The following is an 11,058-nucleotide window of genomic DNA, read 5'->3' as shown; positions in this document are numbered from 1 at the left end:
CGCAAGTACCGGCGCCGGCCGTGACTGCGCCGCCGGCGCCGGTACTTGCGGGAAAACCCGCTTCCGTGAACAGCGCAAAGCCCGCCGGGGACACATCCCGCACTGTCACCGGCAAGGTCGCCTCTGCCCAGGCGCCTTCGTCCGCCCGTCCGAAGCCGCAACCCGTGCAGCATGTCGAGCAGGTCCGCGGACGCAAGCATGATGAGCCGCCGCGTCGCGGCTCGAACCAGGTATCGGCGGCAATGACTGCGCAGCTCGTCAAGGAATCCTCCAAGCCCGACCCGTCGCTGCCGTTGCCGCCCAACAGCAGCTACAAGGGCACGCCTGGCAAAAGCTCGAACCCGGTCGCGGCGGCGATGACCGATCAGTTGGTCAGGGAATCTTCCAGAGTCAATCCCGCGCCGCCGGAGCAATTCGGCAAGCACTGACCGGCCGAGCGCGGCGCGCAGCGTGGTGCGGTCGCTGCGCGCCTGTGCCGAAGCCGTTCGGATCGCCAGTCCCGGCTGGCGTCACGGCCGTGACGCGACCTCGTCCAGATGCGCCAGCAGGTCGGCCGGATCGTCGTAGACCCGCAGCGCGCCCGCCCGCTCGAGTTCCTCCGTACCGTATCCGCCCGACAGCAAACCGACGCCCAGCGACCGGCAACGGCGCGCGGCGAGCATGTCCCAGATGCTGTCGCCGACCACGACCGTGTGCTCGATCGGAACGCCTAGCCGCTGCGCCGCGGCGATGAACAGGTCCGGATCCGGCTTGGCGTATTTGACATCGTCGCGCGTCACGACCACTGCCTTCGCTGGGTCGACGCCGAGCGCCTCCAGATTGAGCGCCGCGGTCTCCATGCGCCCGCTGGTCGCCACCGCCCACGGCGTGCCGGCTTGCGTCAGCGCATCGAGCAATGCGCGGGCGCCCGGCAGCGGGCACACCTGCGCGCGCAAACGCCGATATGCGGCGGCATGCGCATGTCGCAGCCGCTCGCCCCGTTCGACGCTGATCTCGCCATGCGTCTCGCGCAGAAGCTGATTGGTGAAGAGGCCGCCGCTCATGCCGATCTTGCGATGAATCCGCCATACCGACAGTGCAATGCCTTCGCTGTCCAGCGCTTCCTTCCAGGCCAGCACGTGCTGGTAGACGCTATCGACGAGCGTGCCGTCGAGATCGAATAGAAACGATGTCTGGATGTGCATGGCGGGCTCCGGTGATGGCGGGTGTTGTCAATATGCCATGTATTGGATCGCCGAAGCCGGCTTGGCGCGCGGCCGCGCTTCGCTACGGCAAGACCGGCTGCATCGCAGGCTCGTCTTCACCCTCCCCAACCCGTTCGATCAGCTCCGAGGTGAGCCCCAACTGCTCCCGCAGCCCCACCCAACCTTGCGGCGTGACCTGCACCGCGCGGGAATCGCGTGCGCGGCGCAGCCACCCTTTCGAGCAGAGCAGATCCAGCAACCCGACTCCGAGCGGCCCGGCCAGATGATGACGTCGCTCCGTCCAGTCGAGACATTGACGCGCGATGCCGTGGCGGCCAGGTCTTAACACCTCGACATCGAGCCCCATGCCGTGGAACCATGCCGCGCCTGCCGAGGTGAGCTCGAACGTCTTGTCATGTGCGGGCAGAAGAAAGCCGCGCCGCATCAGACACTGCGTGATCGCAACACCGGTCTGGCCCGCGAGATGGTCGTAGCAACAACGCGCCACGCGCAACTTCTGCGCTTGCGGGCCAGGCGCCCGGCGCCGCACGGTTTGCCGCGCCCCGATCGACGCAAGGCTTTCGAGCGCGCATGCCACTTGCGCGTCCGCGAGCCTGTAATAGCGATGGCGTCCTTGCTGCTCGACGGCAACGAGCCCGCCATCCAGCAGCTTCGCGAGATGGCTGCTCGCCGTCTGCGCGGTCACGCCAGCGGCATAGGCCAACTCGCCCGCGGGCAGCGCGCGGCCATCGGCGAGCGCCATCAGCATCGCGGCGCGTGCGGCGTCTGCAATCAGGAATGCGGTAGCGGACAGATTGGGCTGCGCGGACATGACGGTCTCCGGGTTGTCAGATTGAGCATAGCGCCATCGATGCCCGCATGTTTCGATACGCGTCGAAGCATCGCCCCTCGCCCGCATTCGATACTGCCGCGATACGAACCAATCAAGGGATGGCGCGGATGGACCACGACCGCCAGCAACGACGGGTACTTCTGGCCACGAGCCTCAGCTACGTGATCGTCATTCTCGATACGTCGATCGTGAATGTGGCGCTGGAGCGGATCGCGACCGGTCTGGCCGGCGGCGTCTCAGGACTGCAGTGGGTGGTGAACGCCTATACGCTTGTTTTTGCCAGCCTGTTGCTGACCGGCGGGACGCTCAGCGACCGGTTCGGCGCGCGTGGCGTCTATATCGGCGGCCTCGCGGCATTCACCGTCGCGTCGGCGCTGTGCGGCTTCGCACCCAGCCTCGCCGTGCTGATCACCGCCCGTGCGCTGCAAGGCGTGGGGGCGGCGCTGCTGGTCCCCGCGTCGATGACCCTCATCAACCAGACATGGTCGAATCCACGCGAGCGCGCGGCGGTCTTCGGCATGTGGGCCGGACTCGGCGGCGTGGCGATGGCCTCGGGGCCTTTGCTCGGTGGCGTGCTGATCGGCCTGAGCGGCTGGCGCAGTATCTTTCTGGCCAACGTGCCGATCGGTATCGCGGGCATCTTCATGGCGTGGCGGGTCGCGCGGCGCTCGTCCCCAACGACCGTGCGCAGGTTGGACGTGGCGGGACAGCTTGCGGGCATGGCCGCGCTTGCATTGCTGAACGTCTCGCTCATCGAGGCACCGGTCTACGGCTGGGGTTCCGCGACGATGATCGGATGCGTCGCGGCAACGCTCGTGGCGAGCGCGGTGTTCGTCACGATCGAATCCCGCCACGCGCAGCCGATGCTGCCGTTGACTCTGTTTCGCGACCGGGTCTTCTCCGGTTGCGTCATCGTGTCGATGGTGTCGGCCTTCACGGTTTATGGACTCCTCTTCAACCTCAGCCTCTACTTTCAGCAGCAACGCGGCTATACGCCTCTGCACGCCGGTCTGGCGTTTCTGCCGTTGACCGTGGTCGTGCCGGCCGGCAGTCTGCTGGCGCGGCGCGCGGTGCAGTGGCTCGGGTCGCGGTGGTTGATCGTGGGTGCCCTGTTGCTGGCCGCCAGCGGCTATCTCGCGCTGAGTGCGATTGGTCCATCGGCTCGCGATGGCCTGCTTGCGTTGCCGTTGCCGGCGATTGGCTTCGCCGCGAGCCTCATCACGCCGGCGACCACCGTTGCGCTGATGGCCTGCGTCGACGGTAGTCGGGCGGGCCTCGCGGCCGGCGTGCTGAACGCGGCGCGCCAGACTGGCGCGGCGCTGGGCGTGGCGATTTCGGGAGTGTTGATCGCGACGCGGCCGTCGTTCATCGAAGGCATGCGGGCAAGCCTGCTGATCGCGGCGATGCTATCGATGATCGCTGGCATGGTCTGGTGGCGCGCGTCCGCGCAAGCCGATGCTGTGTGCGGCGACGGCGACGGCAACTCGACGCGCGACCGTCTGGGGTACCGCAAGGCCAGGTGATTGGCCAAGACTGCATTCGCGTGCCAGCCGTTTGCGATGCCGTCAAGGTGAGCATGCGTCACGCGTTCCGATTGGGCTTTTAGTACAGCTTGGGTGGCGACGTACGCCTCGCTTTCTATCAGGCGTGCGTGCTGCCCTTTTGCATCATCGCGCGTGCGTCGGGCGATCGTCTTCACGCACGACGCTGGACGCGGGGCAGTAATCGCCGGCCGGCTGGTCGTGCTACCGCGCTTTGCCCCGAGCGCCTTTGCTGGCAGCGCCGGCGCGCGGCGCCTCTTTCCCCGCGGGCGCGCCGCCACCGTTCATCTGCTCCAGCCACGACAAAGTATCGACGTACGACAGAAACTGTTTCAGATACTCCGGTGACAACTCGCGCATCAACGACAGCGACCGATGCACGAGGCTGCTCGAATTGAGCGGCCCGGCATTGCCGGGCACTTGCGCGAGCGACTGACGCAACTGTTTCTCGGTGCGGACTTTGGACCAGACTTCCCGGAAGTAATCGAGCGCCGGCAGTTCCGGATACGAAGCAGCGCCAGCGCCATCGCGATCCGCCATCAGCGCATGACGCTCGATGTGCTCGATCAGACCCGCGAGCGCCCCGTTGTTGGCCCCGCTCGAAGCAGACCCGGGTGCGGCATGCATTTCGGCCCTCACGGCATCGGCGCGCTCAATCTCCTCTGTATAGGCGTCAAGTAGTCCTGACAACCGGTCGTCGAGGATACGTCGCGTCGCACCGCCGTGAGTGGCCGCGCGCCGCTCCAGCGCCGCGATGAAATGAAAGCGGACCGGATTCAGACGATCGGCGCCGCGCTCGCGCCAGGCTTCGAGCGTCGCGCGGGCGCGGCTCGTCACCGCGCCATCGCTGCTGTCGTCGCGCTCGCCGTTATGCACCGGGCTTCACCGTCGCAGTCGAAGGTCTCGGCACCGGCGCGATTTCCACGCGACGGTTTTTGGCCCGTCCCTGGTCGTCGGCATTCGAGCTCACGGGTTGCTGCGAACCGAACGCAGCCGCGAATACCGAGGACGCCGGCACGCCCACTTCGATCAACGCACGCGTCACCGTCAGCGCGCGCTGGGCCGACAGCTCCCAGTTGTCGGCGAAACGCCGGTTGCCTTCGCGCAAGCGCTGGTCATCGGTAAAACCGCTCACCATCAGGATTTCGTCGTTGGCGCGCAGGTAGGCGGACAGCGGTCCGGCCAGGCTCTTCAGCAGATCGCGGCCCTGCGGCTGCAACTGATCGGAATTCAGCGCGAACAACACGTTGCCGCTGATGCCGATGCGTCCATTGACGAGCGTGACTCGTCCCGCCGCCAACGGACCGGCCAGCGCCTGCTCCAGCGTCTTGCGGCGCTGCGTTTCCCTCTGCCGCTGCTTGACCTCCTGGTCGAGCTTGCTCGATAGCTCGAGCTGCACGCCGATCACGCCCACCAGAATCAGTACGAAGGCGCCCAGCAGCACTGACATCAGATCGCCGAACACAGGCCAGATCGGCGCGACCGGTTCCACGCCGCCGTCGATTTCCTCACTCATACCGCGTCGGCTCCGGCGGACGCACGCTGGCCCGCGAGCTGTTGCAGGTCTTCGACGATCTGTTTCTGCGACATCACACTCAGGTCGATCACTTCGCGCGCCTGCGCAACGTAGTAGGCCAGCTGTTCGTCACTGCGCGCAAGCGACCGGTCCAGCGCGGTTTCGATCCGCTGCAGATGCGCGACCAGCTTGTCGTTCGATTCGCCGAACACCTGCACGGCCACACCGAACGCTTCGCCGAGACTCGCCACTTCGACCGCGCTGCCGGTGACTTGCGCGGCGACCGCGCCGAGCTTGCCGGTCTCCTGTTCGAGGTGATCGGTGAAGCGTGTGCCGACGCGCTCCAGCAGATCCGCCGACGTCGCGACCAGCGCATCGACTGCTGTGCGCTGCTCGGTCGACGCATGGTTCACCGCATCGAGCAGCGTCTCGAGCGTCTCCAGCAAACGGCTGCGCTCCTGCAGCATCGCGGTATCGCGGACCATGCTGTCGGAGAGCTTCTGGCGCAATTCGGCGACCACTTCGGCCGCGGCCTTCGGCGCTTCCGACGCGGCCTGCACGAGTCGGCCGATCTCCGCGATCGTGTCGCTCGCATGCGCCTGCGTCTGCGCCGAGATATCGCGCGCTGTCTGCGCGAGCGTCTCGCAGATGGCCTGCTGCTGGCTCGCGGTGCGTGCGCCCGTCTGCTGCCACTGCTCGCTCAGCATCGCGGCCATCGAACCGAGCGTGTCGGTCCATGCGGCGAGGCGCTGTTCGTCGCGTGCGGCCAGTTCGGCCTGCAGGTTCGCCGCGGCCTTCGGCGCTTCCGACGCCGCTTGCACGAGTCGGTCGATTTCGGCGATCGTCTCGCTTGCATGTACCTTCGTCTGTGCCGAGATATCGTGCGCGGTCTGTGCGAGCGTCTCGCAGATCGCCTGCTGCTGGCTCGCGGTGCGTGCGCCCGTCTGTTCCCACTGCGCGCTCAGCGTCGCGGCCATCGCGCCGAGCGCGTCGGTCCACGCGGCGAGGCGCTGTTCGTCGCGCGACGCCAGTTGCGTCTGCAAATCAGCATGTGACTGACCCACCGTGCGCAGCAACGACGCCGCATGCTGCTCGAAGCTTGCGGCGGCCAGCGCCAGCGCTTGCTGGTTGTGCGCGGCCAGCGTCTCGCCCGCGCTCTGCTGGCGCGCCAGCGCATCGTTCCATGCTTGCGACACGCCGCCTGCCGTCGCGTCGAGGCGCGCGGAGATGCCGTCGAGCAGCGCGGCCGAGCGTTGTTCGAAGGTCTCGGTGACGCGCTCGAGCGAAGCGCGCAGATGCCCGGCCTGCGCTTCGTTCGATCGTTGCTGCGCGGCCAGCGCGTTGTTCCAGATGCCGGCGACGTTCGCGCTGGTGGTCTCGAAGCCGCTCGACAGTCCGTCGAGTTGCCGTTGCACCGCCTGCGCCACCGTCTCGTGCAACCCGGCGCTCTCGCGTGCAAGGCCAGCCAGCGTGGCTTGCATCACCGGCTGGAGCGCCGCGCCGGCGGCGTGCGCGCTGTCGGCGACGCTGTCCTTCAACGACTGCTCGACGGCGCCGGCGAGGCGCAGATACGCGCTCTCGGTCTTGCGATGGAAGGCGTCCTGGCTCGCGATCTGCCGCTCGCTCAGTGCGGCGCTCTGTTGTTCGAGCGCGGCCATCATCATTTGCAGCCGCTCGACCAGCGTGGGCATCACCTCGGCCTGGCGCTGCAGGAGCCTGAAGCTTTCCTCGCGCTGATGCGTCTGCGAGTAGACGCGCAAGCTCGTCGCGATCTTCATGTCGAGTATCTGCGCGGCTTCGAGCCGCTCGCGCCGGTACAACGCGGACAGCAGCCCCAGCATCGCCGAGCTCGCCACGCCCGCGATCGAGGTGCCGAACGCAAAGCCGAGCCCCTTGACCGGCGCCGCCAGCGACGCGCGAATCGCCTGCAGGTCGGTTGCGCTCTCCAGCGCCATACCGGTGCCGCGCAGCGTCACCACCATCCCGAGCAGCGTGCCCAGCATGCCCAGCAACACCAGCAGACCGACGAGGTACGGCGTCAGCGCCGGCCCCGGCAAGCCCACGCGCTCGCCTTCGATGCGCAGCCGCGCCGCGTTGCGCAGGCTCGGATGCAATGGGTCGAGCCACGCGGCAAGGCTCGGCGGCGGCCCGGACAAACCGCCGAGCGCACGCGTCAACGTGGCGGTCGCCTGACTGTAGCGGCGCAATTCGAGCGCCCCCGCCACGTAGCACACGCCGATCAGCAGCGTGACAGCCAGCGCCAGCGGGTTCGAACCAACATAACTGGCGGCGATCCAGCACACAGCGGCGAGACCGGCCAGAAACACAACGAGATCAATACGATATCTGGACATAGTGTCTCAGTTAGCGGACGCGAAGAGCCGCGAGCAGCCCCTCGACCGGTTGAAAACGAACCTCCAGTTCGGCAAGCAGGACGCTCTGCATGTCCTGACGGAAAACCTCCAGCCACCCATCGGGCGTGACAGCAACGGCTTGCCCGCAGGTTGCGTCGGTCCCAGCGGCGAGCGCCTGTTGCGCGGCTTCGCGCAGACGCTCGAAGTGCCCGGCCAGCAAGCCAGGCACGGCAGCCAGCAGGGTCCGCTCGCGCTCGCCGAGCGCGCGCTCCATCACCGCATCCAGCAGCGCGAGCCGCGCCATCGCGGGCGTGCGCGTGGCCAACATGCCGCGCAGACGGCCGCGCAGATTGGCGACGCCTGTCTCCATCGACTGCTGGATCGCGAGGTAGCGTTGACGAAACACCGCGTAGTCGGGCGCAACCGCCGCGTCCATCGATACGCGTTGTGCTGGCGCGCGCCCACGACGACGCGCCGCGCCGAGCACGCTGTCGCCGACTACTGCGTCGGTCAGCGAGCGGCGCACGCGCATGCACTCGTCCTCCTCGGCGCTGCCGAACACGCGCGCACCCGCGGCGACGGCGGGCGGAGCGCCGTTCAGCGCCGACGACAGCGCAATCGCATCGGTCCAGCCAAGCCATTGGCTCAGCCGGTCCGACAACGATTGCCTTGATTCGCTGACATCGATATCCGCCAGACGAGCCAACAGGCGAATCAGCGCGGGGCCGCTGAGCGCAGTACGCTGGGGGGCTTGCAACATACCACCGGAGTCGAAAAAAAGTCAGCAGTTTACACGCTGATGGGATCGAGGCTGGTGTCAGTCGATCCGCGCGGCGCATTTTGAGCATGGGCGATGCGCTTTTCGCCGTTCGCTGCGCGATCAATGCGCCGTTGCCGGTAAGATGAAGACCCGCTCCCAGCCGGCTGCCCGAACCCTCGTCGACTGGCCGCGGCGATCTTCGAACACAATCAATCAAACAAGGCGGACCAGCAGCATGAAATTCGATACCGTCGTGCTCGGCGCGGGCATTGTAGGCGTGTGCGTAGCCGTGCATCTGCAGAAACGTGGCCGGCAGGTCGCGCTGATCGACCGCAAACTGCCCGGCAATGAAACCTCGTTCGGCAACGCCGGGCTGATCCAGCGCGAAGGCGTCTATCCGTACGCATTTCCGCGCGGACTCGGCACCCTGCTGCGCTATGCGCGCAACCAGTCGCCGGACGTTCGCTACCACGCCGACGCCATGCTCAAGACCGCGCCGTTTCTCTGGCGATACTGGCGCAACTCTCATCCGGCCACGCATGCCGCAATCGCGAAGTCGTACTCGACGCTGATTGAACATTGCGTGAGCGAACACCGCGCGCTCGCCGCGGATGCCGGCGCAAGCGCACTATTGCGCCCGATCGGCTGGATCAAGGTGTTTCGCACCGAGGCGGCGCAGCAGGCGGAAGTCCGGCTCGCCGAACAGTGGCATCAGGAATATGGCGTCGCGTTCGGGGCGCTCGACGCAGCGCGTTTGCAGCAGATGGAACCTGACCTCGATACGAGCCTGCATGGCGGCCTGCACTATCCCGAGGCCGATTCCGTGAGCGACCCCAATGCGCTCGTGACCGCGTACGCGAAGTACTTCGAAGCATTGGGCGGACGGTTTTTTATCGGCGACGCCAACACGCTGCGCGACGCGTGGCAGGTCGACACCGAAGCCGGAACGATCACGGCCGGCTCGGCGGTCGTCGCGTTGGGACCGTGGTCGGATCGCGTGAGCGCGCGGCTCGGCTATCGGCTGCCGCTTGCTGTCAAGCGTGGATACCACATGCACTACGCAGCACAGCGAGGCGCCCAGCTGAATCATCCGGTGCTGGATGTCGAGAACGGCTATCTGCTCGCGCCGATGGCGCGCGGCATCCGGCTCACCACCGGCGCGGAAATCGCGCGGCGCGACGCGGCCAAAACGCCGACGCAACTCGCGGCGGTCGAGCCGATTGCGCGCACGCTGTTTCCATTGGGCGAGCGTCTCGACAACGAACCCTGGATGGGCGGCCGCCCTTGCACGCCGGACATGATGCCGATCATCGGGCCCGCGAACCGGCATCAGGGTCTGTGGTTCGCTTTCGGCCACGCGCATCACGGACTGACGCTCGGTCCGATCACCGGCCGGTTGATCGCCGAGATGATGACCGGTGAGCAGACTCTGGTGAACCCGCAGCCGTTCCGTGTGGAGCGGTTCTAACCGCGGTCTGAAGCTGACGCCGGTCCGTGCCCGGCCGCAGCGCGCGGCCGGCGACGCGAACCGGAACGCGCTCGGCCTCGATCCGCGCTTCTTCTTTGTGGTGTTGCTTGCGGCGTTGCCACTGAAAGTGCTGTCTCGCCGCCGACAAGCATCCGAACGACCCCGTGGCAGTCAGCCTCGCTGGCATCTATCACAATCTGCTACGTCGCCAGGCCGACGTGTGAGACGAGTCCGCACGAACAAACCGCGAATGCAATAAAAAACGCCGCGGACCAACAGCTCCGCGGCGTTTCGTCGGATCAGGCGACGCTCAGGCCGTCACCACCACTCTGCGCGGCGACAGCACCGACACTGCGAAGCTCACGACGATATTGACCACCAGTGCGATCAGCCCGATATACAGCGGATAGACCGAGTCGCCGAAATGCAGCGCGTAGACCGGCTTGAGCCCTTGCGAGATCGCAAGCCCGGTGCCGGTCACGATGCCGATCAGCCAGCCGACGAACAGACCCTGCGTGTTCAGGCGGCGCGTGTACAACGTGAACACGATTGCCGGGAAAATCTGCAGAATCCACACACCGCCCAGCAACTGCAGATCGATCGCGTATTGCGTCGGCAGGAACACGATGAACAGCAGCGCGCCGAACTTCACCACCAGCGAAACCAGCTTCGCCGTAGAGGCCTCTTTCTCAGGCGTGATAGTCGGCGAGACCAGCGGACGCCACAGATTGCGCGTGAACAGATTGGCCGCGCCGATCGACATGATCGCGGCAGGCACCAGCGCGCTGATCGCGATCGCGGCAGCCGCGAAGCCGACGAACCACGCCGGGAACAGCGTGCCGAACAACGCCGGCACCACGTCCGATGCCGACTTCACGTTGACATCGGCGGCAATCGCCATATAGCCGAGCAGCGCGATCAAACCGAGCAGCAGCGTGTAGGCCGGCAGGAAAATCGCATTCTTGCGTACCGTCTTCGCCGACGCGGACGACAGCACCGCCGTCATCGTATGCGGATACATGAACGCCGCCAGCGCCGAACCCAACGCGAGCGAAGCAAACGCAGTGAACTGCGACGGCTTCAGAATGATGCCGGTGGCGCCGCCCTTGGCCTTGAAATGCGCATCGGCCGCGTCGAACACGTGCCCGTAGCCGCCGAGCTTCGCCGGAATCAGCCACACCGCCGCGATCACTACGATGTAGATCATGATGTCCTTCACGAACGCGATCATCGCCGGCGCGCGCAGGCCGCTTGAATACGTATAGAGCGCGAGGACCACGAACGCGACGATCAACGGCATTTCGCCGCTCACGCCGAGCCCCTTGATCACGACCTGCATGCCGACCAGCTGCAGCGCGATATACGGCATCGTCGCGACGATG

9 protein-coding genes and 2 pseudogenes are annotated in these 11,058 nt (G+C 66.6%); 4 read left to right on the top strand and 7 right to left on the bottom strand.

Going from position 1 to position 11,058, the window contains the following annotated elements; all coding sequences use genetic code 11:
- A pseudogene (locus BN2475_RS34895) lies at nt 1-428 on the top strand (hypothetical protein); the annotation flags it as partial.
- An 81-nt stretch (nt 429-509) separates the two neighbouring features.
- Here the strand turns inward: BN2475_RS34895 and BN2475_RS28495 are convergent.
- Both BN2475_RS28495 and BN2475_RS28490 read right to left on the bottom strand, forming a co-directional pair.
- On the bottom strand, nt 510-1,184 hold the full coding sequence (locus tag BN2475_RS28495) for an HAD family hydrolase (protein WP_094782781.1): 675 nt from the start codon (nt 1,182-1,184) through the stop codon (nt 510-512).
- A gap of 82 nt (nt 1,185-1,266) precedes the next feature.
- The gene (locus BN2475_RS28490; protein ID WP_094782780.1) at nt 1,267-2,016 is read right to left on the bottom strand and encodes an ArsR/SmtB family transcription factor; all 750 of its coding nucleotides are present in this window, start codon (nt 2,014-2,016) and stop codon (nt 1,267-1,269) included.
- Between the two features lie 128 nt (nt 2,017-2,144).
- On the opposite strand from BN2475_RS28490, the gene BN2475_RS28485 reads away from it, so the two are divergent.
- Entirely contained in the window at nt 2,145-3,560 is a 1,416-nt protein-coding gene (locus tag BN2475_RS28485) for an MFS transporter (RefSeq protein WP_218023734.1), read from the top strand.
- Between the two features lie 222 nt (nt 3,561-3,782).
- Here BN2475_RS28485 and BN2475_RS28480 read toward each other — a convergent pair whose 3' ends face one another.
- Genes BN2475_RS28480 through BN2475_RS28465 form a run of 4 tightly spaced genes read right to left on the bottom strand, consistent with a single transcriptional unit; the run spans nt 3,783 to nt 8,208 of the window.
- Nucleotides 3,783-4,454, bottom strand: coding sequence for a DUF2894 domain-containing protein (locus tag BN2475_RS28480; protein ID WP_094782778.1), 672 nt, complete (start codon nt 4,452-4,454; stop codon nt 3,783-3,785).
- Nucleotides 4,447-5,094, bottom strand: coding sequence for an OmpA family protein (locus tag BN2475_RS28475; RefSeq protein WP_094782777.1), 648 nt, complete (start codon nt 5,092-5,094; stop codon nt 4,447-4,449). Before BN2475_RS28475 ends, BN2475_RS28480 begins: the two co-directional genes overlap by 8 nt.
- Nucleotides 5,091-7,448: a DUF802 domain-containing protein gene (locus BN2475_RS28470; protein ID WP_094782776.1), complete on the bottom strand. Its 2,358-nt coding sequence runs from the start codon at nt 7,446-7,448 to the stop codon at nt 5,091-5,093. Before BN2475_RS28470 ends, BN2475_RS28475 begins: the two co-directional genes overlap by 4 nt.
- A 10-nt stretch (nt 7,449-7,458) precedes the next feature.
- Nucleotides 7,459-8,208 (bottom strand): DUF3348 domain-containing protein, encoded by a 750-nt coding sequence (locus BN2475_RS28465; protein WP_094782775.1) that lies wholly within the window; start codon nt 8,206-8,208, stop codon nt 7,459-7,461.
- A 235-nt stretch (nt 8,209-8,443) separates the two neighbouring features.
- On the opposite strand from BN2475_RS28465, the gene BN2475_RS28460 reads away from it, so the two are divergent.
- Both BN2475_RS28460 and BN2475_RS36620 read left to right on the top strand, forming a co-directional pair.
- A complete protein-coding gene (locus tag BN2475_RS28460; RefSeq protein ID WP_094782774.1) occupies nt 8,444-9,676 on the top strand; it encodes an NAD(P)/FAD-dependent oxidoreductase in 1,233 nt (410 codons plus the stop codon).
- 152 nt (nt 9,677-9,828) lie between these two features.
- Nucleotides 9,829-9,900 (top strand): annotated as a pseudogene (locus BN2475_RS36620) (hypothetical protein); the annotation flags it as partial.
- Nucleotides 9,901-9,986: 86 nt separating this feature from the next.
- On the opposite strand, the gene BN2475_RS28455 reads toward BN2475_RS36620, so the two are convergent.
- A partial coding sequence (locus tag BN2475_RS28455) for a sodium:solute symporter family protein (RefSeq protein WP_143325944.1) occupies nt 9,987-11,058 on the bottom strand: 1,072 nt, incomplete at its 5' end.

It is taken from the genome of Paraburkholderia ribeironis (assembly GCF_900019265.1).
GTDB lineage: Bacteria > Pseudomonadota > Gammaproteobacteria > Burkholderiales > Burkholderiaceae > Paraburkholderia > Paraburkholderia ribeironis.
Note: the sequence above shows the minus strand (reverse complement) of the source record. Positions and strands in the feature narration are given on the sequence as shown.

Excerpts from the sequence above, each read along its gene's own strand:
- BN2475_RS28470 (WP_094782776.1), bottom strand. The coding sequence starts at position 7,448 with ATGTCCAGATATCGTATTGATCTCGTTGTGTTTCTGGCCGGTCTCGCC.
- BN2475_RS28495 (WP_094782781.1), bottom strand. The coding sequence starts at position 1,184 with ATGCACATCCAGACATCGTTTCTATTCGATCTCGACGGCACGCTCGTC.
- BN2475_RS28465 (WP_094782775.1), bottom strand. The coding sequence starts at position 8,208 with ATGTTGCAAGCCCCCCAGCGTACTGCGCTCAGCGGCCCCGCGCTGATT.
- BN2475_RS28460 (WP_094782774.1), top strand. The coding sequence starts at position 8,444 with ATGAAATTCGATACCGTCGTGCTCGGCGCGGGCATTGTAGGCGTGTGC.
- BN2475_RS28475 (WP_094782777.1), bottom strand. The coding sequence starts at position 5,094 with ATGAGTGAGGAAATCGACGGCGGCGTGGAACCGGTCGCGCCGATCTGG.
- BN2475_RS28490 (WP_094782780.1), bottom strand. The coding sequence starts at position 2,016 with ATGTCCGCGCAGCCCAATCTGTCCGCTACCGCATTCCTGATTGCAGAC.
- BN2475_RS28485 (WP_218023734.1), top strand. The coding sequence starts at position 2,145 with ATGGACCACGACCGCCAGCAACGACGGGTACTTCTGGCCACGAGCCTC.